The organism is Promicromonospora sp. NPDC019610 (assembly GCF_044389365.1).
Classification (GTDB): domain Bacteria; phylum Actinomycetota; class Actinomycetes; order Actinomycetales; family Cellulomonadaceae; genus Promicromonospora.
Map to the genome: position 1 here is coordinate 1,119,505 of NZ_JBIRXX010000002.1, position 25,051 is coordinate 1,144,555.

The 25,051-nt window shown below is 73.1% G+C and carries 22 protein-coding genes and 1 pseudogene; 7 read left to right on the forward strand and 16 right to left on the reverse strand.

The window, feature by feature from the left end; genetic code table 11:
• Positions 1-8 precede the first annotated feature (8 nt).
• From ACH45N_RS16660 to ACH45N_RS16670, 3 genes are all read right to left on the reverse strand, one after another.
• Complete coding sequence (locus ACH45N_RS16660; RefSeq protein WP_397395781.1) at positions 9-410, reverse strand: hypothetical protein; 402 nt, start codon at positions 408-410, stop codon at positions 9-11.
• 178 nt (positions 411-588) lie between these two features.
• Positions 589-1,935: an FAD-binding oxidoreductase gene (locus ACH45N_RS16665; protein ID WP_397395783.1), complete on the reverse strand. Its 1,347-nt coding sequence runs from the start codon at positions 1,933-1,935 to the stop codon at positions 589-591.
• A gap of 125 nt (positions 1,936-2,060) precedes the next feature.
• A complete protein-coding gene (locus tag ACH45N_RS16670) occupies positions 2,061-3,020 on the reverse strand; it encodes a diacylglycerol/lipid kinase family protein (RefSeq protein WP_397395785.1) in 960 nt (319 codons plus the stop codon).
• A gap of 57 nt (positions 3,021-3,077) precedes the next feature.
• Between ACH45N_RS16670 and ACH45N_RS16675 the strand changes: the two genes are divergently transcribed.
• Positions 3,078-6,338, forward strand: a complete 3,261-nt coding sequence (locus ACH45N_RS16675; RefSeq protein ID WP_397395787.1) for a BTAD domain-containing putative transcriptional regulator — start codon at positions 3,078-3,080, stop codon at positions 6,336-6,338.
• A gap of 57 nt (positions 6,339-6,395) precedes the next feature.
• Here ACH45N_RS16675 and ACH45N_RS16680 read toward each other — a convergent pair whose 3' ends face one another.
• Complete coding sequence (locus ACH45N_RS16680; RefSeq protein ID WP_397395789.1) at positions 6,396-7,205, reverse strand: lysostaphin resistance A-like protein; 810 nt, start codon at positions 7,203-7,205, stop codon at positions 6,396-6,398.
• Between the two features lie 176 nt (positions 7,206-7,381).
• Between ACH45N_RS16680 and ACH45N_RS16685 the strand changes: the two genes are divergently transcribed.
• Positions 7,382-7,777: a zf-HC2 domain-containing protein gene (locus ACH45N_RS16685; RefSeq protein ID WP_397395791.1), complete on the forward strand. Its 396-nt coding sequence runs from the start codon at positions 7,382-7,384 to the stop codon at positions 7,775-7,777.
• On the opposite strand, the gene ACH45N_RS16690 is transcribed toward ACH45N_RS16685, so the two are convergent.
• The 8 genes from ACH45N_RS16690 to ACH45N_RS16725 form a co-directional block, all read right to left on the reverse strand.
• A complete protein-coding gene (locus ACH45N_RS16690) occupies positions 7,726-9,408 on the reverse strand; it encodes a cellulase family glycosylhydrolase (RefSeq protein WP_397395793.1) in 1,683 nt (560 codons plus the stop codon). The genes ACH45N_RS16685 and ACH45N_RS16690 overlap by 52 nt on opposite strands.
• 197 nt (positions 9,409-9,605) lie before the next feature.
• Positions 9,606-11,204, reverse strand: coding sequence for an FAD-dependent oxidoreductase (locus ACH45N_RS16695; RefSeq protein WP_397395795.1), 1,599 nt, complete (start codon positions 11,202-11,204; stop codon positions 9,606-9,608).
• A 32-nt stretch (positions 11,205-11,236) separates the two neighbouring features.
• Positions 11,237-12,319 (reverse strand): LacI family DNA-binding transcriptional regulator, encoded by a 1,083-nt coding sequence (locus ACH45N_RS16700; protein WP_397395797.1) that lies wholly within the window; start codon positions 12,317-12,319, stop codon positions 11,237-11,239.
• Positions 12,316-13,383: an ABC transporter ATP-binding protein gene (locus ACH45N_RS16705; RefSeq protein ID WP_397395799.1), complete on the reverse strand. Its 1,068-nt coding sequence runs from the start codon at positions 13,381-13,383 to the stop codon at positions 12,316-12,318. Before ACH45N_RS16705 ends, ACH45N_RS16700 begins: the two co-directional genes overlap by 4 nt.
• Positions 13,380-14,510: an ABC transporter ATP-binding protein gene (locus tag ACH45N_RS16710; protein ID WP_397395801.1), complete on the reverse strand. Its 1,131-nt coding sequence runs from the start codon at positions 14,508-14,510 to the stop codon at positions 13,380-13,382. The genes ACH45N_RS16705 and ACH45N_RS16710 overlap by 4 nt, the downstream gene beginning before the upstream one ends.
• Positions 14,510-15,457 (reverse strand): ABC transporter permease, encoded by a 948-nt coding sequence (locus ACH45N_RS16715; RefSeq protein ID WP_397395803.1) that lies wholly within the window; start codon positions 15,455-15,457, stop codon positions 14,510-14,512. The genes ACH45N_RS16710 and ACH45N_RS16715 overlap by 1 nt, the downstream gene beginning before the upstream one ends.
• A gap of 5 nt (positions 15,458-15,462) precedes the next feature.
• Complete coding sequence (locus ACH45N_RS16720; RefSeq protein ID WP_397395805.1) at positions 15,463-16,539, reverse strand: ABC transporter permease; 1,077 nt, start codon at positions 16,537-16,539, stop codon at positions 15,463-15,465.
• 4 nt (positions 16,540-16,543) lie between these two features.
• Entirely contained in the window at positions 16,544-18,205 is a 1,662-nt protein-coding gene (locus ACH45N_RS16725; RefSeq protein ID WP_397395807.1) for an ABC transporter substrate-binding protein, read from the reverse strand.
• Between the two features lie 478 nt (positions 18,206-18,683).
• Here ACH45N_RS16725 and ACH45N_RS16730 point away from each other — a divergent pair.
• Positions 18,684-19,130, forward strand: a pseudogene (locus ACH45N_RS16730) (TIGR02452 family protein); the annotation flags it as partial.
• A gap of 103 nt (positions 19,131-19,233) precedes the next feature.
• Positions 19,234-19,461, forward strand: a complete 228-nt coding sequence (locus ACH45N_RS16735) for a TIGR02452 family protein (RefSeq protein WP_397395809.1) — start codon at positions 19,234-19,236, stop codon at positions 19,459-19,461.
• 25 nt (positions 19,462-19,486) lie between these two features.
• On the opposite strand, the gene ACH45N_RS16740 is transcribed toward ACH45N_RS16735, so the two are convergent.
• Positions 19,487-19,999: a histidine phosphatase family protein gene (locus ACH45N_RS16740; RefSeq protein ID WP_397395811.1), complete on the reverse strand. Its 513-nt coding sequence runs from the start codon at positions 19,997-19,999 to the stop codon at positions 19,487-19,489.
• 164 nt (positions 20,000-20,163) lie between these two features.
• Here ACH45N_RS16740 and ACH45N_RS16745 point away from each other — a divergent pair, with 164 nt between their 5' ends.
• On the forward strand, positions 20,164-21,261 hold the full coding sequence (locus ACH45N_RS16745) for a hypothetical protein (RefSeq protein ID WP_397395813.1): 1,098 nt from the start codon (positions 20,164-20,166) through the stop codon (positions 21,259-21,261).
• Between the two features lie 66 nt (positions 21,262-21,327).
• Here the strand turns inward: ACH45N_RS16745 and ACH45N_RS16750 are convergent, their stop codons facing one another.
• Positions 21,328-21,951: a hypothetical protein gene (locus ACH45N_RS16750; RefSeq protein ID WP_397395815.1), complete on the reverse strand. Its 624-nt coding sequence runs from the start codon at positions 21,949-21,951 to the stop codon at positions 21,328-21,330.
• Between the two features lie 59 nt (positions 21,952-22,010).
• Between ACH45N_RS16750 and ACH45N_RS16755 the strand changes: the two genes are divergently transcribed.
• Positions 22,011-22,637: a hypothetical protein gene (locus tag ACH45N_RS16755; RefSeq protein ID WP_397395817.1), complete on the forward strand. Its 627-nt coding sequence runs from the start codon at positions 22,011-22,013 to the stop codon at positions 22,635-22,637.
• A 119-nt stretch (positions 22,638-22,756) separates the two neighbouring features.
• Entirely contained in the window at positions 22,757-23,206 is a 450-nt protein-coding gene (locus ACH45N_RS16760; RefSeq protein WP_397395819.1) for an SRPBCC domain-containing protein, read from the forward strand.
• 7 nt (positions 23,207-23,213) lie between these two features.
• Here the strand turns inward: ACH45N_RS16760 and ACH45N_RS16765 are convergent, their stop codons facing one another.
• The gene (locus tag ACH45N_RS16765; RefSeq protein ID WP_397395821.1) at positions 23,214-24,293 is read right to left on the reverse strand and encodes a protein kinase family protein; all 1,080 of its coding nucleotides are present in this window, start codon (positions 24,291-24,293) and stop codon (positions 23,214-23,216) included.
• On the reverse strand, positions 24,280-24,792 hold the full coding sequence (locus tag ACH45N_RS16770) for an SRPBCC family protein (protein WP_397395823.1): 513 nt from the start codon (positions 24,790-24,792) through the stop codon (positions 24,280-24,282). Before ACH45N_RS16770 ends, ACH45N_RS16765 begins: the two co-directional genes overlap by 14 nt.
• Positions 24,793-25,051: the final 259 nt, after the last annotated feature.

Here is a 25,051-nt window from a genome sequence, read left to right on the forward strand (position 1 = left end):
AACTGCGCCTAGGCCGGCTCCGCGAACACGCCTGGTCCGCCCTCGTTCTCCATGCGCTCGTCGAGCTCGTCGAGCAGGTCCTCGAGGGCGACCAGACCGTCGAGCCGGAACTCATAGGGCACCGCCCGGAGGGCGGCCGCCGTCCGCCGCACGACCGACAGGCGCTCACCGGCCCGGTCCGCGCCGACCATCCCCCGCGGGATCGCGTCCTCGACCAGGTGGTCCGTGGGGACCCGGTCCGGGTCGAGGTCCTCGTACGCGTCGGCCAGCAGCCCGTCGAGCACCTTCCGCAGCCGCGCCCGCTCCTCGGGCCTCGCCGAGGTCAGGGCCGACAGCAGCCCGGGCTCGAACGCCCACCCCGGGTCGGGCAGGGCAACGGTGTGCGCCACGCCTTCGACGTCGAACCACATGATGCCCTCGATTCCCGCCCGTAGGGGGCCCGTAGGTACGGACCGAGGCTCAGGTCCGCTCTGACGGAAGCAACCTAGAGAACACCCGGCCGCCCGCACAAGGCGATCGCGGGTGAACCTTGGCCCAGCGCTGTCAGGCCGGCAGAGCTCAGGCCGGCAGACTTCAGGCCGGCAGAGCTCAGGCCGTGGCCGGCGGGATGTTCTGGTTCAGGTGGAACACGTTCTCCGGGTCGTAGGCGCGCTTGACCTCCGCGAGCCGCGCGAGCTTCGCCGGCGGGTAGGCGCGGCGGACGCCGGCCGCGCCGTCGTCGGCCAGGACGTTGACGTAGACGCCGCTGGCGTACGGCTCCAGCAGCGCCGCGCTCGTGCGGGCGGCGGCGATCCGCCGCTCGTCCTCGGCGGGGTCGGTCCAGCCGGTGGCCACGACGTACTCGAACCGCGCGTCGCGCTGGCTGAACGCGGCCGCGCCGTCCGGCACCTCCGCGATCGCGCCGCCGTAGGCCTGGAGGCCGGCCCGCACCTCGGGGTCGTGGGCGAGCAGCGCCTCCAGCGCGGCGTCGGGCAGCTCGCGGAAGTAGTGGCCCTTCCAGTAGCGGCGCACGGCGTGCCCCCGGACGCTGTCCTCCCGCGTCTGCAGGTCCAGGTAGGACAGCTCCTCGACCCGGCGGGCCGACGGCGTGCCCAGCGCGTCGAGCTCCCGCGCGTGCGCCCGGCCCTTCTCGGGGTCGCCCACCCAGACGAAGCCGAGCGTCGCGACGCCGTCGTGCACCGCCGCCGTGTAGGTGGCCTGCCGCGGGGCGGAGGCACTGAGGTCGCGCCATCGGAAGGCCGCCCCCGCCGCGGACGACGTCGCCGCCCCGGCGCCCGCCGCCGCGCCGATCGGGAAGTCGAGCTCCACGCTGACCGCCCGCGTGCCCGCCGGGTGCAGGCGGAACTCGAACTCGGTCACCACGCCGAAGTTGCCGCCCCCGCCGCGCAGTGCCCAGAACAGGTCCGGCCGCGCGTCGGCCGACGCGCGGACCACCTCGCCGGCCGCCGTCACCACCTCGTAGGACACGACGTTGTCGCAGGCCAGGCCGTACTTGCGCGCCAGCCAGCCCATGCCGCCGCCCAGGGTGAGCCCGCCGACGCCGGTGTGCGAGACGTTGCCCGCCGTCGTCGCCAGGCCGTGGGGCTGGGTCGCCGCGTCGAGCGCGCCGAGCAGGGCGCCGCCCTGCACCCAGGCGCGCCGCCGCTCCGGGTCGACGCGGACCTCGCCCATCGGCGTGAGGTCGATCATCAGCCCGCCGTCCGGCACCCCGTGCCCGACGACGCTGTGCCCGCCGCACCGCACGCCCACCTCCAGCCCCTCGCGCCGGGCCAGCGCGAGCGCCACGACGACGTCGTCCGTCGTGCGGCACCGGACCACGAGAGCCGGCCGGTGGTCGACCATCGCGTTCCATACCGTGCGGGCCTCGTCGAACCCGGCGTCGCCCGGACGTCGCAGGTCGAGCCCCGTCGCCGCCGGGTCTTCGGTGATGTCCATGCTGCCGTCTCCTCGCGCGTCGTGGGACCGTGCTGCAGGAGAGACCGTCCGACGCCGTGGGACTCATCGCGTGCGACCAGGAAACTTGTTGCCGCCGCCCGCGGGCCTCCTGGGGTCCGGCCCCGTCAGCGCACCCGGACGGCGCCCGGCTGGACGCTGACCGCGGCGCGGGTCGACTCCCCCAGGTCCTCGCCGTCGATCTCGAACACGCGGGGCTCGCCGAGCTCGATCTGCAGGCTCTCCAGCCGGCGGTGGGTGGCGCTCTCGCTGCTCTCGGCCGACGCCCCGCCCGCCAGGGCGCGCTTGATGCCGTTGTCCCAGACCATGTTCCGCAGCGTGTCGACCCACCCGGCGGCGCCGTCGGCGCTCAGCACCAGCAGGTCCAGCTCGCCGTCGCCGGGGTCAGCGTCGGGCAGGAGCGTGATCCCGCCCTGGAGCATGCCGCAGTTGCCCACCAGCAGCGTGTGCGCGCTGTCGCGCTCCAGCACCTGGCCGTCGGCGGTGATCGTGACGTCGAGGGTGCCGCTCGCGGTCAGCGCCCGTCCCAGCGACTCGACGTAGGCGAGCCAACCCACCTTGTCCTTGAGGTCGTCGTCGGTCTCGGTGATCATGTGCGCGTCGAGCCCGAACCCGGCCATGACGGCGAAGGCGTGGCGCCGCGTGCCGCCGTCGAGGTCGATCTCCAGCCAGCCCACGTCGATCGTGCGCGGCCGGCCGCCCAGCACCCGGCGGAAGGCCGCCGCCGCACCGGTGAGCGGCACCCCGAGGTTGCGGGCGAGCAGGTTGCCGGTGCCGAGCGGCACGATCCCCAGCTCGACGTCGGCGCCCGACTGCGCGAGGTGCTCCGCGACGGCCCGCACGGTCCCGTCCCCGCCCGCGGCCACGACCACCTCGGCGCCCGCCTCGATCGCCCGCCCGGCCGCGCCCTGCCCGGGATCGTCCTCGGTGGTCTCGGACCACAGCACCGTCTCGCGCCACCCCGGGTCGTCCAGGCGCTCGGCGGCCACGGCCTTGTCCAGCGCGGTCTCGAGGGTCTGCCTGGTCGTCTTGGCGGGGTTCCAGATGATGCCGAGGCGTGCGGTCATGGCGTCATGCTCGCACGCCCACGCCGGGGAGACCGATCCCTGTGCCAAGATCTGCCGGTGCAGATCAGGCTGATCGGTCCGTTCGAGGTCACCCTGGACGACGGCGCCGCCACCGACGTCCCCGGGACACGGCTGCGCGCCCTGCTCGCCGCCCTCGCGCTCGCCCCCGGCCGCGTGGTGCCCCGGGCGACGCTGGTGGACTGGATCTGGGGCGAGGCCCCGCCGTCCGACACGACGAACGCGCTCCAGCGCCTGGTCTCCCGGCTGCGCAAGGTGCTGCCGGACGGTGCGCTGGAGGGCCAGGTGAGCGGCTACCGGCTGCTGGTGGCCGCCGACGACGTCGACGCCGTGCGGTTCGAGCGCCTGGTCGCCCGGGCGCACGACGCCGACGTCGCCGGCCGCGTCGGGCTGCTGCGCGACGCCCTCGCACTGTGGCGCGGCCCGGCCCTGCAGGACGTCGGCGGGCCGGACGGCGTGGCCGGCGGCGGTGGCGGTGGCGGTGGCGGTGGCGGTGGAACCGGCGGCGGCGTCGGCGGGAGTCTTGCCGCCGCCGTGACCCGGCTCGACCGGCTCCGCCTGACGGCCCTGGAGGACCGGTTCGAGGCGGAGCTCGACCTCGGGCACGGCGCCGACGTCGTCGCGGAGCTGACCGACCTCGTGGCCGAGCACCCCCTGCGCGAGCGCCTCGTCGCCGCGCTGCTGCGCGCGCTGGCCGCGGCCGGCCGCGACGCGGAGGCGCTGGAGGTCTACCAGCGCACGCGCGAGGCCCTCGCCGACGCGCTCGGCGTGGACCCCTCGCCCGAGCTGTCCGCCGTGCACGTGGCCTTGCTGCGCGGCGAGCTGGCCCCGCGCGAGGCGACCCGCCGCACCAACGTGCGCGCCGCCCTGACCAGCTTCGTGGGCCGCGACGCCGACCTCGCCGTGGTGCGCGGCCTCGTCGCCGACCACCGGCTGACGACGCTGGTCGGGCCGGGCGGCGCGGGCAAGACGCGGCTCGCCACCGAGACGGCGGGCCTCCTGGCCGGCGACCTCCCGGACGGGGCGTGGCTGGTCGAGCTGGCCCCGCTCGGGCCCGACGACGACGTCGCGCAGGCGGTCCTCACCGCGCTCGACCTCCGCGACGCCCTGCTCGGCGAGGGGTCCGCCCTGGACGCGACCGACCGCGTCGTCGCCGCCGTCCGCGACCGCGAGGCCCTGCTCGTCCTGGACAACTGCGAGCACGTCATCGACTCCGTGGCACGGTTCGCCGAGCGCGTGCTCGGCGAGTGTCGGCGGCTACGGGTCCTGGCCACGAGCCGGGAGGCGATCGGCATCCCGGGCGAGGCGCTGTGGCAGGTGCTGCCGCTGGGCCTGCCGGGCGCCGCCGCGAGTGACGACGAGATCGGCTCGGCCCCCGCCGTCCGCCTGCTGCTCGACCGCGCGGGCGCCGTCCGCGCCGACCTCGCCCCCGCCGGCTCGGCCCTCGACGCCGGGACGCTGGCCACCCTGGCGCGCGTCTGCCGGGCGCTGGACGGGATGCCCCTGGCCATCGAGCTGGCCGCCGCCCGGCTGCGCACCATGTCGATCGACCAGCTCGCCGCCCGGCTCGACGACCGGTTCCGCCTGCTGACGGGCGGCAGCCGCACCGCGCTGCCCCGCCACCGCACGCTGCGCGCCATGGTCGACTGGAGCTGGGAGCTGCTGAGCGACGCCGAGCGGACCGTCCTGCGCCGGCTGTCGGTGTTCCGCGGCGGGGCGAGCCTGGAGGCCGCCGAACGCGTCTGTGCGGATCCGGCGACCGGTGTCCTGCCGGACGACGTGCTCGACCTGCTCACCGCCCTGACCGAGAAGTCGCTGCTCGTCGCGGACGACGCTGCCCACGCCCCGCGCTACCGCATGCTCGGGACCATCAGGGAGTACGCCGCCGGACGCCTCGCCGAGGCCGGGGAGAGCGAGCCGGCCCGCCGGGCCCACCTGGCCTGGTGCACCGAGCTCGCCGAGACCGCCGAGCCGCACCTGCGCCGCGCCGAGCAGCTCACCTGGCTCGCCACGCTGGCCGACGAGCACGACAACCTCACCGCCGCGATGCGCGGCGCGCTCGCCGCCGGCGAGGCCGCGGCGGCCATGCGGCTGGCCGCGGGCTCCGGCTGGTACTGGTGGCTCAGCGGGCACAAGTCCGAGGGCATGGAGCTGATCCTCGCGGCCACCGAGCTGCCTGCCGAGCCGGCCGACCAGCCGGCCGACGACGTCCAGGCCTGGGTGTACGCCCTGCTCTCGATGTTCCTCAGCACCGGGATGGGCGACGAGCACACGGCCGCCGACTGGATCCACCAGGCCTACCGGTTCAGCCGGACGAGCGAGCGCCCGCACGCCGCCCTGCCGCTGGTCGTCCCCCTGGAGCGCCTGCTGGCGGCCCCGCACGAGGGCGTGGCCGCCTGGGAGTCCGTGCTGGACGACGCGGACCCCTGGGTCCACGCGCTGGCCCGCCTGCACCTCGGCAAGCACAAGCTCATCCTCGGCCGGGACGAGCAGGAGGCGGAGGCGGACCTCGCCCGGGCGCTGGCGGAGTTCCGGGCGCTCGGCGAGCGGTTCGGCATCTCGTTCGCGCTGTCCGAGCTCGCCGACCAGGTCGCGTCGCGCGGTGAGCTCGCCGCGGCGTGCGCGCTCTACGACGAGGCGACCGTGGTGGTCACGGAGATGGGCGCGGTGGACGACGTGATCCAGATCCGGACGCGCCTGGCCCAGCTCCGGTGGCTGCTGGGCGACGAGGAGGGGAGCGCCGTCGCCCTGGCCGAGGCCGAGCGGCACGCCCGCCGGGTCACGTGGCCGGGCACGCTGGGCACGCTGGCGCTGGCCCGGGCGGAGCTCGCCCGTTGGCGCGGGGACGCCGACGCGGCGCGCGAGCACCTGGCGACCGCCCGGGTCCTGTGGGGCGACGACGCGGACGGGGCGCACGTGCGCGCCGTCCTGCACGACCAGCAGGGCTACCTCTCCCCCGACCTCGACGAGGCGCGCGCCCACCACGCGGCGGCGTGCCGGGCCGCCCTGGACACCGGGCACGCGCCGATGGTCGCGGTCGCGCTGGTCGGCGTCGCGGACCTCGCGCTGCGGCTCGGGGAGCCCGAGCAGGCCGCCCGGCTGCTCGGGGCGAGCGCCGGGGTGCACGAGCGGCGCGACTACCGCGCCGCCGTGGACATCGAGCGGGTCGAGGCGGCGGCGCGGAGCCGCCTCGGCGACGCGGAGTTCGCCGAGGCGGCCCGGGTGGGGCGGGAGACGGGGCTGGGGACGGGGCTGGAGCCGGGCTGGGAGCAGCTCGCCGCGATCACGCTCGCCTCGTGAACGTGGCGCCCGCCCAGCCATGGCCCACCAGGGCGGTCGCGACGCGCCGGCCGCCCCTCACATGACCCCCAGCAGCAGCGCGACCGTGCCGCCCGTGGCCAGGAGCAGCGTGGTGCCGGCGTGCATGCCGATGGACAGCCGCAGGTCCTGCTTCTTCCAGACGAACCAGGGTCCGGGGAAGAAGAAGATCACGCGGGAGAAGAACACCCAGGGCGACCACAGGTGGTACAGCGAGAAGAGGACGGTGCTGAGCACCGGCGCCCAGGCGCCGAGGTGGGCCAGGCGCGGCATCAGGAACCCGCGGAAGTAGTACTCCTCGATGAGCGGCAGCGTGAAGCCCGTGAAGGGGATGGAGGCGGCGAGCGTGACGATCATGACCGTGCGGTCGTTGCCCTCGAGGTACGTGGTGGCGCTGGCGCCGACGTCGTCGAACGGGAGCCACGTGAAGAAGGCCTCGAAGACGGCGGTGTCCAGGACGGTGAGCACGGACGACACCACGACGAACCAGGCGATGAGGCCGGCGACCATGGCGACGAGCCGGCCGCGCGGGACGGGCTTGTCCAGGTAGCCGAGGACGCCCCGCAGGGAGTACCGGCCGGTGCGGTAGCGGCCGAGCCAGAGCAGGCCGAGCTGGAGCGGGTAGAGCACGAGGACCAGGGCGATCGCCCAGCCCAGGAACGAGGGGTAGTCGACGGCCCGGACCAGCGGCTGGGCGACGAGCAGGTAGACGGCGACGATCAGGACGCCGGGCACGAGGTGCAGCGCGACGGACAGGGGCAGGGAGTGGCGCTCGGCGAGCAGGAGCTCGGCGACGCGATGGGTGCGCGTGTCTTCGACGAAGGCCGTGGGGCCGGACAGGTTCTCCATGCCGAGGATGCTGTCGCCACCCGCGGACACGACGCTGACACGGCGCTGACACGGCTCCCGGACCGCCGTCGGCGCACAGCGCGTATCACCCGTTCGTTTGCGCAACTCCTGGTGTGCAGTGGCACTATTTGCCCGGCCGGTCCGGCCGGACACTCTACGCAGAGGGGGCAGTGCGCGTGACGAACACGGGTGTGCGCCGGGCCGACGTCGCCAGGCTCCGCACCGCGTTGGCCGGGCTGTCGGACGAGGCCGGGTCGTCGGACGAGCCGGAACGGCCCCGCGACCGTGCACCGCGCCCCGAGTGCCGCTCGACCCGGGCCTCGATCCACGACTACCTCTCGGGTCGGCTGCTCCCCCACCGCCGGCACCGGCTGGAGCGCCACCTGGACGGCTGCCCCGGGTGCATCCGCGCGTTCATCGACGTCCGCCAGGTGTCCTGGACCCGCAGCGCCCTGGACCGGCGGCTCGTCGCCGAGGACCACCGGGGCGGGCGGCACCGCCGTCCGCCCCGGCGCTCGGGTCAGCCCGCGCGCACCGCCACCTCGAAGACCCGGGCCACGTCCGGGGTGTAGTTCGACGGGTCCGTGATCACGAGCCGTACCTGGTCGACGGCCGCCGCCGGGCCGGGCACGCTGACCAGGCCGAGGGTGTTGTCGTCGAAGGCGCCCGCCTGCTGCCACCCGGCGGACGTGTGCACCTCGACCGTGAAGTCGCGCAGCACGTTGACCGAGCCGCCGCCGACGAACCCGCTGTACACGTCGACCTGGTCGATCACCGTGGGCGCGTCGAGCGTGATCGTCAGGGTGGGCGTGGTGTCGCCGGCCGCCGACAGCCAGCGGCCCGCGTTGGTGCAGTCGCCGTCCACCGCCTTGGCCGCGCCGGTGCTGGAGCTGTTGGACGAGGACGCGACCGCCGTGGCCCCGACCGCCGCGTGGTCCGCACACGGCGACGCATACGGCTGGTCGGCGAGCCAGGCCTTGATCATCGCGCCCTGGTGCTCGCCGCCGAGCAGGTTCCAGTCGTGGTCGAACATCTGCGGCTTCCAGTAGTTGTCGAAGATCCATGCCGTCCAGCTGATGTGCGGCCGGGCGTCGAGGTACTGGCGCAGCGGGATGCCCCAGCCCGACGTCGTACCCTGCGTGACGGTGGGGTCGGAGAACTCGCCGGGCGGGTTCCAGCCGAACTCCGTGAGGATCACCGGGATCTGCTGGGCCGCGTTACCGAACTTCGCGTCCAGGTTCGTGGCTGTGGCGTCCCCCTGGTTGGGGTACAGGTGGTAGACGTACGCGATGTCGTTGCCGGCGATCGGGTCGGCCGCCGCCTGGTTGACGTACGTGCTCCACTGCGGGCCGCCCATGAGCAGCAGCGTCTCGGGCGCGACCGCCCGGATGTCGTCGACGACGGGCTGGATGTACGCCTTCCAGGTGGGCCAGCTCGCCGGGGCGACGGGCTCGTTGAACACCTCGTAGATCACGTTCGGCACGTCGGCGTACAGCGGCGCCACGTAGTCCCAGAACTCCGCGACCGTGGACTGCGGCACGCCCGTGCTGCCGTAGTCGGACACGTAGTGCAGGTCCACGATGATGTAGATGCCCAGGTCCACGGCCTGCTGCACGTACGGGTCCACGTACCGGGCCACGTTGTCCTCGACGCTGAGCGAGCCCCAGACCGTGACGGGCAGGCGCACCACGTCGGACTGCCAGCCGTCGGACACGGTCATGTCGATCACGTCGGAGATCGGCTTCGGGTGGCACTCGGGGCACTCGGCGTTGTGCCGCGGCGCGAGCACGGACACGCCCCGGAGCTGGACGGGGGTGCCGGCGGCGTTGACGATCTTGTTGCCGGAGGTGCCCAGCCGGGAGACGGCGGCGGGGGCTGCTTCCGCGGCCGGGGCGACGTCTGGTGAGAGGGCGGCGGGGGCGACCCTGGCTCGCTCGACGGCGACGGACGCCGCTCCGCTCGCTCCAGACGCCGGGACCGCGAGGCTCAGGCCGGCCACGACCAGCGCGAGCGCCGACGCGGCGACCGTGTGCCGCGCCCGCGCCCGCGCCCGGCGCGGCGGCCGGGCGGCGGGTCGGGAGACGGCGGGCACCGCGGTCGGCAGGTCGACGGAGGCTGAGGTCAGCACGTCGTCGGGCGCGGTGGTGGGAACAGCTGGGGTGGGCCGGGGCGCGCGGCCCCCGAACAGGATGTTTCGCAGCACGATGGTTCTCCGTTCTTCGTTGAACGAGCGGTCGAGCTGGTGCAGGACGTGACACAAGGAGTGACACAAGGAGTGACACAAGGACTGGCATAAATGAGATCGGTCGGATGCCTTGAGATCGGTCGGTCAACCGACCGATCTCAGTGCATCGGACCGAAGTCGATGAGTTCGGTCAGTTGCTCCTGATCACCTCCCCCTCACTCGCGGTGCGTGCGGATGTGGTCCGGCCACGCGAGCTCGATGCCGAGCGTGTCGGTGAGCAGGCGCTGGTAGTCGGCGAGCCGCGCCGGGTCGCTGCGCACCTTGCGGGGCGGCAGGCCCCGGTCGAGGCAGAACGCGACGAGCGCCCCGACCGCCTCGCCGATGCCCCACTCCACGGGGTGCAGCCGGTAGCAGCCGTTGGTGATGTGCGTGGTGCCGATGTTCTTGCCCGCGGGCAGCAGGTTCTCCACCCGGACCGGCACCAGCGCGCCGAGCGGCACCTGGAACGGGTACGCCTCGATGTCCACGTAGGTGCGGCCGGCGGTGCTGGGGTGGAGGTCGATCCGGTAGCGGCCCAGGCCCACGGCGTCAGGAAAGACCTCGCTGCCCGCGCCGTCGGGCCGCGCCTGCACGCCCACGTGCTGCTCGGTCACGGTCAGCTCCGCCCGGATGCGGCGGGCCTCGCGGATGTACGGGGTCTTGGCCAGGCCGTCGGGCGTGCCGGTCACGTCGGGACGCAGACGCAGGCCGGGGTAGCCGGTGCCGCCGTCGGGCCGCGGGGCCTCGGTCTGGAGCCAGTGCAGGAACGAGAACGACAGCTCGCGCGCACCCGCGAGCGCCGCCGCGCGGGCGGCGTCGTCGACGCCGGGGCCGAGCAGGGGCGCCGCCCAGTAGTCGATCTGGGGCCAGTTGACGATCGTGACGTCGCGGACGGCGCCGTCGGCGAAGTTCTCGCGGGCCAGGACGCGGCGGAACGTCCACAGCGGGAAGTGGGCGTTGCGGGCGTGGTCGGCCTCGAACAGGCGCGAGGTGCGCGGCTGCAGGGTGATGGGCACGACGTCGTCGAAGGAGAGCTGCGGGCCGGGCCAGAACGGGGCGACGGCGGTGCGCCAGTGGGCGTAGCCGGCGGGCCGGTCGACGGTGTGGTCCTCGCCGGGGCGGTGCTCCAGGGCGAAGCACCAGGAGATCGCCTGCTGGTCCAGGGGGTCGGCGACGGCGGGGGCGTGCGGCTCGCCGGTCTCGTCGCGGCCCTCGGCGCCGATGACGTGCTCGACGCCGGCGAGCTCCAGGAGGTCGCCGAGCTCGGTGGCGTCCACGACGTAGTCGGCGTGCACGGTGGTCTCGTGGCCGTCGCGGGTGTCGCGCAGGGTGACGGCGTCCACCTCGTCGCCGGAGGTGTGGGCGGCGACGGGCTCGTGGCACAGCAGCAGCTCGATCTGCCCGCCGGCGCGCCAGGGGGCGATCATCTCCTCCAGGACGGCGGCGGCGACGCGCGGCTCGTGGCAGAGGTGGCTGACGATGCCGAGGCCGGGGTCGAGCAGCGGGTCGGCGGCGGCACGCGGCGTCAGGGGGTAGTTGCGCCGGTAGTAGTCGCGCACCCGACGGCGCAGCTCGGCGTACCCGGGCGGGGCGTAGCGGTCCTCGATCCAGGTGTGCTCGTCGGGCGGCACGGCCTGGGCGGTGAGCTGGCCGCCGAGCCAGTCGGTCGCCTCGGTCAGCACCACGCGCCGGCCCAGCCGGGCCGCGGTCAGCGCGGCGGCCACGCCGCCCATGCCGCCGCCGACGATCAGCACGTCGGTCTTGCGCTCGCTCATGCCCGCGCTCGTTCCCGTGCTCCTGCCCGCGCTCATCCAGGGTTCCCCTTCGTCGGTGCTGCTGGTCCGGCCGGCGGCGCGGCCACGGTCTCCCCGTCGACGACGACGCACTCCACGAGCACGTCCGCGACCGGCTCGCCGGGCTCGTCGAGCATGCCGACGAGCGTGTCGATGGCGAGGCGGCCCACCTCGCGGCGCGGGATCTGCAGGCAGTCCCAGCGCACGGGGGCGTCGGGGGCCACACCCTCCAGGACGGCGACGGACACGTCGCGCGGCACGGTCAGCCCGCGCGCGGCCAGCGCGTCGGCGAGCGGGTGCGCCAGCCACTCGGCGTCGGCGACCACGGCGGTGACCTCGCCGGCGGCGACCGCGTCGAGCCAGGCGGCGTCGAGCGCGCCGTCCTGCAGGCCGGGCCTCGCCGGGGAGACGTCGCGCAGGCCGCGCCGCGCAACGGCGGACTCGTAGCCCCGCCGGCGGTCCGCGTAGGACTCCTCGTCGATGCCGGCGCGCAGGTAGGCGACCCGCTCGTGCCCGAGGTCGGCCAGGCGGTCGACGATCGCGGCGGCGGCCGACTCGTAGTCGGGCACGACGCACGTGATGCGGGTGCCGGGCACCTCGCGGCGGCCGATGTGCACGAACGGGTAGCCGTCGGCCTCCAGCCGGGCCAGCTCGGCCCGGTCGGCGGCGACGCCGAGCAGCACCGCGCCGTCGGCCACGTTCAGGCGATTGACGCCGTCGCGGTACACGCGGCGCCGTCCGTCGCTGCCTCCCGTTGAGGTGAACAGCACCAGGTCGTGGTCGATCTCCTCGGCCCGCTCCTCGATGCCGAGCAGGAACTCGAAGTAGAAGTCCTCGCGCGCCCGCGGGAACACCGCCTCGAAGGTGTGCACGCCGAGCAGGCGGTTGCGGCCGGTGCGCAGCTTGCGCGCCGTCGGGTTGGGCACGTAGCCCAGCTCCTTGATCGCGTCCTGGATGCGCCGGACGGTCGCCTCCGGGATGCGCGCGGCGTCCGTGTCGCCGCCGATCACGCGCGACACGGCCGACTGCGAGACGCCGGCCAGCCGCGCGACGTCGGACTGGCGGGGCGCCCGGGCGCGGCGCGGGGTGGTGGTCACTCGTTCTCCTGGGTGGTGGTGCGGTCGGCGGCGTGCAGCCAGCAGCGGGCCCAGCGGCCCGCGCCGAGGTCGGTGCGGGGCGGGGCCTGCGTGCGGCACACGTCCATCGCGAACGGGCAGCGCGGGTGGAACCGGCAGCCGGCCGGCGGATCGATGAGGCTGGGCGGCTCGCCCAGGCCGTCGGCGTCGGCGTCGAACAGGGCCTCCCGGTCGCGCGCGCCGCGGCCCGGGTCGGGCGAGGACTCCACCAGCAGCCGGGTGTAGGGGTGCTGCGGGTCGGCGATGACCTGCTCCTTGGGCCCGCCCTCTACCATCTCGCCGGCGTACATCACGACGATGTCGTCGCACAGGTAGCGGGCGCTGGCGATGTCGTGCGTGATGTAGAGCAGCGCGAGCCCGTCCTCGGTGCGCAGCCGGTCGAGCAGGTTGAGCATCTCCAGGCGGATGGACACGTCGAGCATCGAGATGGGTTCGTCACCGAGCAGCACCTTGGGCTCCACGGCCAGGGCCCGGGCGATGACGACGCGCTGCCGCTGCCCGCCCGAGAGCTCGTGCGGGAACTTGTCCACGTACTGCTCGGCGGGCGTCAGGGCCACGCGCTCCAGCAGCTCCCGCACCCGCCGGTCCAGCTCTGCCTTGCCGCGCACCCCGTGGTGCAGCCGCAGCGGCCGCTCCAGGTTGTGCCGGACCCGGTGCAGCGGGTTCAGGGAGCCGAACGGGTCCTGGAAGACGATCTGCACGTCCTTGTGGTACGCCCGCTCCACGCGGCCGCGCCGCTGCCGCACGGGCACACCCTCCAGCGCGATCTCGCCGCTCGTCGGGGCGTAGAAGCCGGCCAGCAGCCGGGCCAGCGTCGTCTTGCCGCTGCCGGACTCCCCCACGAGCGCGACCACGCGACCGCGGTGCAGGGCCAGCGAGGCGCCCTCCACGGCGCGCACCACCGAGCGGGCGCCCACGGCCGAGCGCACCTCGAAGTGCTTGGTCACGTCCACGGCCTCCAGGACCGGGACGTCCGGCGCCCCGCCCCCGGTGGGGGACGGCGCGGGAACGGTGGTCGCGGTCATCGGGACCCTCCTTCGGTGGTGCCGGACGCGGGGCCGGACGCCGAGTCAGGTGCGTGGTCCGGCCGCGCGGTCGGGTCGTGCAGCCGGCAGGCGACGGCGTGCCCGCCCTCCGCCGTCCGCCCGACCGTCACGAGCTCCGGCAGGTGCGTGTCGCACCCCTCGAACCGGGCCGCGCACCGCGGGTGGAACGGGCAGCCCGACGGCGGACGGCGCAGGTCGGGCGGCGTGCCCGGGATCCCGGTGAGCCGTTGCAGGGGCGCGTGCAGCGGCGGGAACGAGTCGCGCAGCCCGCGGGTGTACGGGTGGCGCGGGTCGTCGTACAGCTCCGCCGCGGTGCCGAGCTCCACGATGCGACCGGCGTACATGATGGCGATGCGGTCTGCGAGCTCCAGCAGCAGGGACAGGTCGTGCGTCACGAAGACGACGGCGAACCCCAGCGTCCGGCGCAGCCGCAGCACCTGGGCCAGGATCTGCCGCTGCATGACGACGTCGACCGCCGTCGTCGGCTCGTCCATGACCACCAGCTCCGGGCCGCACGCGAGTGCCAGCGCGATGCTGGCCCGCTGCCGCATGCCGCCCGACAGCTCGTGCGGGTAGCTGCGTGCCCGGTCCCCCGAGATGCCGACCGTGGCGAGCAGCTCGGCGGCCCGCGCCCAGGCGGCGTCCTTGCTCAGCGTCCGGTCGTGGGTGCGGAGCGCGTCGGCGAACTGCGCGCCGAGCCGCATCACGGGGTTCAGGGCGTCCATGGCGCTCTGGAGCACGATCGACAGGGAGGTCCAGCGCAGCGCCCGCAGGGCCCTGGGACTCGCGGTGACGAGGTCGATCGCGGGTCCGCCGTCGCGCGGGTGGAACACGATGCTGCCCCCGGTGGTGACGGCGGGCGGCCGCTGCAGGCGGGTCAGGGCCGTGATCAGCGTGGACTTGCCGGAGCCGGACTCGCCCGCGACGCCGAGGATCTCGCCGCGGCGCAGCGTGAAGGTGACGTCGGCGCAGGCGCGCACGGGGTCGCCGTCGGTCACGTACTCGACGGTCAGGCCGGTGACGCGCAGGACGTCGGCGGCGGCTCCCCGCGCGACGGCGCCGCCGACGTCGGACTGCCGGGTCTCAGGCACGAACTGGGTGACCATCAGGCATCGCTCCCCACGGAGGTCTCGGCGGCAGTCTCAGCGGCAGTCTCGGCGGCACGGTCCTGGGTGCGGCGCACCACGGAGCGCCGCACCGTGCGCAGCTTCGGGTTGGCCAGCTCGTCGACGCCGAAGTTGACGAGCGTCGCCGCCGTCGCGACGAGGGCGATGCACAGGCCCGGCGGCACGAACCACCACCACATGCCGCGCAGCACCGCGCTCTGCTGCTGGGCGGCCTGGATCATGGTGCCCCAGCTGATCGCGCCGGAGTCGGAGATGCCGAGGAAGGCGAGGCCCGCCTCGGCCATGACGCCGCCGATCACGCCCGACAGGAACATGGCGGCGATCCAGCCGGTCAGGTGCGGCAGCACCTCGTGGAACAGGAGCCGGTGGTGCGGCTCCCCCAGCGTCCGCATCGCGAGCACGAAGTCGCGGTTGCTCACGCTCATGGCCTGCGCGCGGATGGTGCGGGCGCCGCCCGACCAGCCGAAGAACCCGATGATCAGCGCGATCACCCACAGCCCCGTGCCCTGCATGTAGCCGGCGACGATGAGGATGAGCGGCAGCACGGGCATGACGATGAACAGGTTGGACAGGAAGTTGAGCCAGGAGTCGGTACGCCCGCCGAAGTACCCGGCGGGCAGCCCGACGAGGATCGCGAGCGCCGTCCCGATGACGGCCGACAGGAACCCGACGAACAGGGAGCCGCGGGCGCCCTCGATGGTCTGGGCCAGCACGTCCTGGCCGAACTGGGTGGTACCGAGCCAGTGCTCGGCGCTGGGCGGCAGGCCGATCGCGGTCAGGTCGTTGGCGCGCGGGTCGAGGCCGGGCACGCTCGCCGTCAGCCAGGGTCCGAGCAGTGCCAGGAGCACGAAGAAGCCGATGACGGACAGGCCGACGCGGACCTTCCAGCCTCTGACGAGACCTGCACCGAGGAGTCCGGTTCTCATGGCCCTCACCCCTGTTCCCGGATGCGCGGGTCGAGCACCACGTAGAGGGAGTCGGCCAGGAGGTTGGCGAGCAGGGTCGCGAGCGTCACGATGAGGAAGACCCCCTGCATCATCGGGTAGTCGCGCTTGTTGAGGGACTCGAACAGCAGGTAGCCGATGCCGGGGTAGCTGAACACGGTCTCGGTCAGCAGCGCCCCGCCGATCACGCCGCCCAGCGCCATCGCGAAGCCGGTGAAGCTCGGCAGCATGGCGTTGCGCGCGGCGTACCGCAGGATGACGCGGCCGCGGGAGAGGCCCTTGGCCTGGGCGAGCAGCACGTAGTCCTCCCGGACGGTCGTGACCGTCATGTTCCGCATGCCGAGCAGCCAGCCGCCGAACGCGGAGAACACGATGGTGGCGGCGGGCAGCGCCCCGTAGTGCAGGACCGAGGCGAGGAACGGCAGGTTGAACCCCTCGGCGAGGTTCGCGTCGTACCCGCCGGACAGCGGGAACCAGCCGAGCACGAACCCGAAGACCCACAGGGCCAGCAGCGCGACCCAGAAGTACGGCACGGACGACAGGAACGCCGTCAGCGGCGTGAGGATCGAGTCGAGCCGGCTGCCGGCCTTCCACCCGGCGAGCACGCCGAGGCCGGTGCCGAGCACGAACGCGAGCACGGTGGTGGTGCCGACCAGCAGCAGCGTCCAGGGCAGCGCCTCCAGCACGAGCTCGCTGACGGGCACGGGGAAGTTGACGACGGAGACGCCGAGGTCGAACCGGGCGAGCTGCCCGAGGTAGCCGAGGAACTGCTCGCCGAGGTTCTGGTCGGGGTCGCCGAAGATCGCCCGGATGCTCTCCAGGGTCTCCGGCGGCACCTGCTGCCCGCTGACCCGCTGCAGCTCCTCCACGATCGCGGAGGACGGGTCCCCCGGCATCAGGCGCGGCAGCAGGAAGTTGAGCACGATCGCGGCGGCGGCCGCCGCGACGTAGAACCCCAGCCGGCGCAACAGGAACCCCCAGCGGCGCACCGCTCGCACGGCCGTGGGCGGGCCGCCCGGCGCCTGGCGGGCCGGCGCCGGGGCCGGCACCTCCGTCGTCGTCATGGTGTCAGCCCTCCGTCGGCTCGAGGTCGAGCAGCGTGAGGATGAGGTCCGGCCCCATCCCGACGAACGGGATGTGGTCGAAGTTGTCCGGCGTGGGCCAGCCCGACCAGCGGGTCGCGTTGATCTCGACGAAGTAGAAGTTGTCGTACAGGGGGCTGAACGGCACCTCGTCCACGACGAGCTCCTGCATCCGCAGGCCCAGCTCCTTGAGCTCGGCCTCGTCGTCGGTGCTCTCCATCGCCGCGATGATCTCGTCGGCCTCGGGGTGGGAGAATCGGCCCTGGTTGAGCGTCGCCTTCTCCCCGACCGGCACCACGAAGTCACTGTCCAGGAAGCCGTAGACGCCGTAGACGCCGGCGCCGCCCGTGGATGCCGCGGTGATGTCGAAGTCGCCGAGGTTCATCGCGTCGTAGTAGCCGGCGGTGGGCTGCCCGGCGGGCTTGACCTCGACGCCGAGCGTGTCGCGCCAGCCGTTGATGAGGATGTCGGCGTAGCTGCCCCAGGCCCAGTCGTTGTTGAACAGGATGGTCGGCCGGTAGCTCTCGCCGTCCTTGACGAGGGCGCCGTCCTCGACGGTCCAGCCGCCGTCGGCCAGCTCGGCCTTCGCGCCCTCGGCGTCGACCGGCCACGGGTCGGCGAGCTCCGGGTTGATCCAGTCGGCGTAGACCGTGGCGTTGAGCCCGGTCGGACCCGCCTCGGTACCGGGACGTTGCAGCGTGGTCGTGATCGCGGTGCGGTCCATCGTCATGGCCAGCGCACGACGCACGTGGACGTCGTCGAACGGGGGCTTGCCGGCGTTGAACATGGCCGACATCGCGCCGCCGTTGGGGTAGAGCTGGTAGAGGTTGTGCTCCGGGTCCTTGGCCGTGTACTCCTGCTCGCCGTTGGCCCAGGAGCCCTGCGCGATGTCGATGTCGCCGCGCAGGAGCTGCGCCTTGGCGGCGTCCGCGCTGGTGGGGATGATCTTGTACGTCGACATGGGCAGCTCGCCGCCCCAGTAGTCGTCCCGCGCCGTCAGCGTGACCTGCTGCGGCTTGAACTCCCCGAGGGTGAACGGCCCGGTGCCGACGGGCTCCGGGTTAGTCCAGGTGTTGAGGTCCTGGTCGCGCCAGATGTGCTCCGGCACCATGGGCAGCAGGATGTTGGCGAACTGCTTGACCGTGGCGAACGACGGCTCCGCGAACGTGACGGTGAACGTCAGGTCGTCCACCTTCTCGGCCCGCTCGTAGGTGACGCCCGCGATCGAGAACTCCGGCTGCTCGATCGGCAGGTTCAGCGAGAAGACGGCGTCGTCCGCCGTGAAGGGCTCGCCGTCCGAGAACGTGACGCCGTCACGCAGGTGGACCGTGAGGGTGGTGCCGGCGTCGTCGAACTCCCAGCTCTCCGCGAGCCACGGCTCGACCACGGCGCCGTTGCTGTAGTCGACCCGCATGAGCGGCTCGTAGACGAGCTCCATGTTGGGCGCCTTGTCGACGGCGGGGCCCACCACGTTGTAGTTGTGGACGAACGTGGTGCCGCCGTCCGTCTTGCCGTAGATCATCGTGTCGTCACGCCCGCCCGCGGTCCCGTCGCCGGACGACGAGCCGCCCGCACAGGCCGAGGTGAGCAGGACGAGTGAGACGACCAGCGCTGAAACGCGCCGCCCGAACGATCGTGCGTGTCCCATGCCAGATCCCTTCCGCTTCGTCGAGGTGGATCACCGCGCACTCTCTGCGCGAATTCTGCTCATACGTATGAGCATCGACTCGCGACGGTGCGGAGGGTTGCTCTTACGTATGAGCGAGGACATTAGGGGCGGGTCGGGCGGGGTGTCAACACCCTCGTCGAGACAGATTCGGGGGAGCTCGCGCAGAGAGCCGGCCGCCGGGGCGTGCCGCGCGCGCCGGTGACGGTGCCGGGACCGGAACCGGTGACGGTGCCGGTGACGGTGCCGGTGACAGCGCCGGCACCGGCAAGGTGCGCTTCTACCCCGTCATTGGGCCCGGAATCAGCGTGATTTCGGGCCCAATGACGGGGTAGAAGCGCACCTCATCACCAGCAGCTCGCAGACGCGTTGACCGGCCACGTTTCCAGCGGCCAGGATGGCGGCCGTGAGCTCGTCGAACAGGAGCCGGGACCGGTTCCGCGCCCTCGCGGCCGAGACCATGGACGCCGTCCGCACCGGAAGCTACAACGCACACGGCCGGCGCGTCGACATCGCCGACCAGGTCGCCGCCGCCGTCGCCGGGACGCGCCTGATCCTCCCCGACGCACCGCTGCCCGACGGCGTCGCGTGGTCCGGCCCCACGACGATCGAGGTGCGCGACGAGTCCAGCCTCGCGGCGGCCCGGCGTCTCGGCCCGGGCACCGCCTGCCTGGTCTTCGCCTCCGCGCGCAACCCGGGCGGCGGGTTCCTCAACGGCGCCCAGGCCCAGGAGGAGGCGATCGCTCGCAGCTCGGCGCTGTACGCGACCCAGACCACCGTGCCGGAGTTCTACGAGCACCACCGCCGCGAGAGGTCCCTGCTCTACAGCGACCGGGTCATCCTCTCCCCCGACGTTCCGGTCATCCGGGACGACGTCGGCGCCCTGCTCACCGAGTCGTACCCGGTCACGTTCCTGACGGCGGCGGCGCCGAACCGTTCCGCGATCGAGCGCAACCAGCCGACCGCGGTGGGGCGATGTCCGGGCGACGCTGGCCCGCCGAGCCGCACGGGTGCTCGACGTCGCCGCCGCCCACGGCAGCCGCCGTCTTGTCCTCGGCGCGTGGGGCTGCGGGGTGTTCGGCAACGACCCGGCCGACGTCGCCTCCGCCTTCGCCGAGGCGCTGGCCGAGCGACCGAGGTTCGAGCACGTCACGTTCGCGATCCTCGACGCGCGCCCGGGCCAGCCGGTGCTCGGTGCTTTCGAGTCGCGCCTGCAGACCTCGGTGGCCCGGCCGTGAGCCCTGCGGTCCTGCGCCGCACCGGCTATTCCACGGTGATCACGTCCGGCATCGCCAGGGTCCGCCACCTGTCCAGGTCTGGCTCGGTCCCGGTGAGCTCGGCGGCCAGCAGCGTCCACGCCGTCCCGTGACCGACCAGCACGACGTCGCGCCCAGGATGCTCCGCGACGATCTGCCGCACGGCGTCGGCCACCCGTGACCGCGTCCGGCTGATCGGCTCCCAGCCCGGACGCACCTCGGAGTACGGGGTCGCGAAGGCCTCACGAATGACGTCCACGAAGTCCGGTACCCATCCCGTGCCTGAGCGGTCGTGCTCCCGCAGGTCCTCCACAACAGGCACGTCCCGGCCGGTCAGCAGGAACGCCGTGCGCGCCGCCTTCGGCTCGGGCGACGTGAACCAGACGGCATCATCCGGCCACGGCGCCTGCGTCGCCAGGTCCGCCACCTGGTGCTCGTGTTCTGGGTCCAGGACCCATGTCGACGCCGGGACGGTCGGGTCGAGGATCGGGCGGCCGTGCCGGACCAGGTAGAGAACCACCGCGCAAGGTTATGCCGCTCTCCCCAGGGCCTTCCATGGTCTTCCCTCGTCGGCTGGTCAGGTGCAATCGATGCCGACGGATCATCCTGTTCGGGTGATAGCGATGCGGCGCCCCTCAAGCATGTTGGTCCCGGGCCCAGCGGCGACGAGGCAGGAGAACCACCATGAGTGAACCGACACCGATCAACCGCATCTTCCGCCGCCCCGCCGACACCACGGAGTCGCGCGAGTCGTCGGCGCTGCTCGCGGGCGCGGTCGCCTTCGTGCTGGGGGTGCTCGTCGGGTTCATCGTGTTCCAGGGTCGCGACGTGCCGATCTCCGGACGCGGCTCGATCGGCGACTTCGCCGCCGTCGGCGGAGCGCTCGTCGCGATCGCCGCCGTCCTGTTCGGATGTGTCTCACGGCGCGGCCAGGTCCGGCGCGAAGCAGCCGACGACAGGGAGCGTCCACGCCTGCGCTGGTTCGACGTCGCGGCCCTGGCACTGGCGCACGCCGTCATCGCGCTGCTGGGGTGGATCGGGCTCGCGTCGATCGTGAGCAGGAGCTTCGTCGGAGCGACCGCCTATCCGACGTCGGCCGCCGTGCTCGCGGGTGTGGCCCTGGCCGTGACGACCTACCTGACGTTCCTGTCCGCCGTGAACCTCACCCCGATGACGCTCTCGCTCGTCCTGGCGGTCTTCCTCACCGTGGGCGCCTTCGCCAGCATGCTCAGCGCCACCGACCCGTTGTGGTGGCAGGAGAATCTCAGCGCCCTCGGGATGACCGACGACATCTCCGCCATGGCGTTCAACCTGACCCTCATCGTCGCCGGCGTCATGGTCACGACCATCGCGCACTACGCGACCGCGTACCTCCCGCACTCGACGCCCGCCGAGGCGCGGGGTCGCAGCCGGGTCCGGACGGCGCTCGTGCTGATCGGCATTCTCCTGGCCTGCGTGGGGATCTTCCCCGTCGACGAGTTCCTGGCCGTGCACAACACGGCCGCCACCGGAATGGTCGTCGTGTACATCACGCTCGTCGTGAGCCTTCGCCGCCTGCTCCCGTCGATGCCCCGGGTGTTCGTCCTGCTCGGCTACACGTACGTCGCGGTCATCGTGGTCCTGGCGGTCTTCTTCATCACCGGCTACTACAACCTGACCGCCGTCGAGCTGGTCGCGGCCATCCTCATCTTCAGCTGGATCATCGTCTTCCTCCGCAACAGCGGGGCGGTCGAGAAGAACCGGGACGGATCAGCGCAAGACCCGCAAGCGCTCAACAACTAACAGCGTGACCGGCGTAATGGATGCGCCTGAATCGGCCGGGGTGTTGCCGCCCTCCCCCTACTTCGGCTACCGGGAAAGGTCGCGCAACGCTGTGTCGCTGCCCACCAATCGGGCCAAGCGCGTCAGCCGGTGCCGCTGCTCGTCCGTGACCAAGACCTCGAACTCGCTCACCGCGTAAGCAAGGTGCTCCACCGCCAAGCCGTACTCCGCGTGCTCCACGTAGCTCGCCGAGGTCTCGTGGTCCACGGGCCTGATCCGGCCAGCAAGGTCGCGGAGCGTGTCCCCGAGCACCCGCTCCAGGTACGAGAAGTACTCGGTCCGCCAACCTCCGGACACATCGTCCTCGAAGAGCCGAGTGGTCAGCAGCATCGGGTCCTGCCAGCCCTCGAAGTAACGCGCCACGGCCACGCCGTCGGCCGTGTCGACGCTCAGCCATTCCCCGGACGCAAGCTCGGTCAGCGCGACGCACCACGCGTGCGCGCCCGTCCAGGGCGACGAGGCGACGTCGGTCAGTTCCGCCCACACGGCGTACGCGACTCCGCCGTGTTCAGCCGTATCGATCACCTCGTCGAGGATCAGCCCGCACGCCTCGACACCGATCTCGTAGGCGTCGCTGCCCGGTTCCAAAACCTGCCGGGCCGCGGCCGTCATGATCGCGTCGAGCCGCGTATCGGCCTCGCTCTGGTTCACCGCGCGAGACTACTTCTCGCATCTAGGTGACGCCCACACCAGAGCGCTATCTTCGGCCTGTGCCGTCACCCCGCGAGTTCCACCTGGCCCGTCCCGTACCGCCCCACCCGGCGCGCGCTGCCGCCATCTGCTCGGCCTTCCTCGTAATCGGCGTCGGGGTCGCGATCTGGGCCTCGCTCGATACCTCGGGCCCCATGTCGCTGTTGCCGGTCCAGCGCGTCATGGCGTATGTCGTGGCCGCCCTTCTCATCACGATCAGCATCGCCGCACCGGTGGCCTCTTGGCGGCAACGGCGAAGGCCGGCGGAAGGGGCTCCCGCGCTCGTACTCGACGACCAGGGGTTCACCACATGGGGCGACCTGCGGGTCAGATGGGACGACGTCACCTCCTGGGAGGTCTTCCACCACGACGAGGTCTACGACGACGACGTCCCGGAGGACCATCCCGACTACATCGGCCCGTCCCGGGTCGACGAGCTCTTGATCCTCGTCCACGTCGAGCACCCCGAGGCGATGCTGCGCCGCCTCGCGCCGGAGGTGCGTAGCGAGTACGAGAACGACACCTTCGGCCAGGGCAAGCGGTTCGGCACACCGATCAGGGTCGGTGCCGATGACCTCGACGCACCCTCCGACGAGGTCGTCGCGGAGTTCGAGCGCTACAGCGGGATGTCCCCGCACACGCGGTGAACGGAAGCCCGTGCCACACGCAGCCCGCCGTCGTCATGCGCCCCGCCGATTACCGGGCACGATAGGGATGCCGGCCGACACGCTACGGTCAGATCCGAGAACCACCACGGAGGACAGCGATGAGCATCGAGACCCCGCGTCACACCGCCACGGCGACCACCCACATCGCCGAGCCACCTGAGCGGGTCTGGGCCGAGCTCACCCATCCCGGGGCGCGGTGGATGCTGGGCGCCAACGTCGAGACGGACTACCGGCCGGGCAGCCCGATCGTCTTCGAGGGTCACTTCTTCGGGCGGGTCTTCGCCGACAAGGGCACCGTCATCGCCGTCGACCGCCCACGCCTGCTGCACTTCACGCACTTCGCGCCATTGAGCGGCCTCCCGGACGTCCCCGAGAACTACCACGAGATCCGGATCGAGCTCACGCCCGACGACGGCGGCACGCGCGTCACCGTGACCCAGGAGAACATCGACACCGCGCAGCACGCGACCGCCTCCGAGGGGCACTGGAAGGACGCGCTCGCCACACTCGCCCACCGCGACGACGGGTCCGGTCCGACCCACTGGTGAGTCGGGCCTACCCCGCCCGCCCGCGGCGCCCGATCCGGCGGACCGCCTCCAGCGGGTACGGCGTCTCCCGGCTCTCCCGCTGGAACGCACGGTAGAAGTCCCCGACCACCGCGGCGACCGGCCCGTGCCGGAGCAGCGCCGCCGCGAGCGCCGCCGGGGCTCCCTCCGGCGGCACCCCCTCGGCGCACGCACGGACGAACGCCCTGCGCTCCTCCGGTCCGAACCCGTACAGCGCGACGGCGAGCCAGTTCACCAGGTGCGTGGCGGCGTAGTACCGGTCGTAGTCCTGGTGCTCGTCGAAGAAGGCCGACTCGTCCGGGGTGAGCTCGAAGCAGTCGGAGATCGCGAGGCCGTAGTCGGCGAAGTAGAGCCGGTCGCCGTCGGTCAGGATGTTCTGGAAGTGGGCGTCGAAGTGCAGCAGCCCGCGGGCGTTCATGAACGAGATGCCGGCCGCCAGCTCGCCCTCCACCAGGGCGCAGGCCCGCTCGGCGGCCTCGTCCCCGGCCCTGACCTGGACGTCGAGCCAGTCGTGCAGGTTCTGCGGGATGTACTCCAGGAACAGCACGAGGCTCGCCGAGGACTGTTGCACGGCCTCGATCCGGCGCCGGATCTCGGGCCCGCCGCCCCAGTAGGCGACGGCGTGGTCGACGTCGGCGAGCTCCTCGGGGAGCGGGTGGCCGGCGTCGGGCAGCTCCCGCCAGTGGTACATCAGGGGGAAGCTCTCGTACTCCCCGGCGAGCACCCAGTCCGTCGTCATGACCTGCGCGGCCAGCTCCCGCCAGGCGCCGAACCCCGGGCTGCCGATGATGCCGACGCCGTAGTGGCAGAAGTCCGGCAGCTCGAACAGGTTCGCCGTCGAGCCGACGTTCTCCGGACGCCGCTCGAGGTCGGTGAGTCGCACCTGCTTGACGAAGACCGGGGTGTCCCCGACGTCCAGCAGCACCGTCGCGCCGCCGATGCCAGAACCAATCGGTGTGCCGGCGTCCACGAGCTCGCGCAGCGCGCGGTCGCTGCACCCCGACAAGGCCCCGGACACGACGCCGTGGGCGGCCAGACGGGCGCGGCGGGACAGGTCAGGAGTCGTCAACCGCGCCGCCCTGCACGAGCGCGGCATATCCCGGGCCCATCGGCAGGTAGTCGGCGTCGAAGCCGGCGAGCGTCGGCGGCTCGCCGCCCTCGACGGCGGCGACCAGCCGGTCCAGGTACCACTCCCAGCCCGGCCCCGTCTCGGGCAGCATCTTCGGGTCGAGCTCTCGCTGCCGCAGGGTCAGCGTGGTTCCGCCGTCGACCTCCGCGAGCTCGGCACTGAGCCGCCAGTTCCCGAACTCGTCCTCCGCGCTCACCGCCAGCAGGCGCGGGGGCTCGCACGCGTCGACGCGGAACTCGGCCGGAGCCCCGGGCTCGGCCCCCGCGTTCATGGTCACCAGCACGCGGCCCGACGACGGGTCGCCGGTCCAGGTGCCGAACCACCGGGCCAGTCGCTCCGACTCGGTGACGCCGGCCCACACGTCGTCGATCGGCACGCCGAACCGGCGCACCAGCACCAGGGTCCGGCCGCCGTCCTCCAGGGTTCCGGTCAGGTTCATGCGCTCTGCTCCTTCGCGCTCGTATCCGGCACCTCGGTGTCCAGCGCGTCGAGGTGGCCGGCCGTGATCGGCGCCCGCGCCGGGCTCGCGGCGAGCGCCGCCAGCAGCTCCCTCACCTCGGCGAGCGGTGCGGGATCGAGGGCGTAGCGCCGCTCGCGCCCCGAAGACGTCCACCCGCCGACGGTAACCGGTGGGTTACCACTTCTCGAGCGGCCCGGAGCGCGCGGCGCTGCATGGGACCGGCCCCTCGGGGCAACGC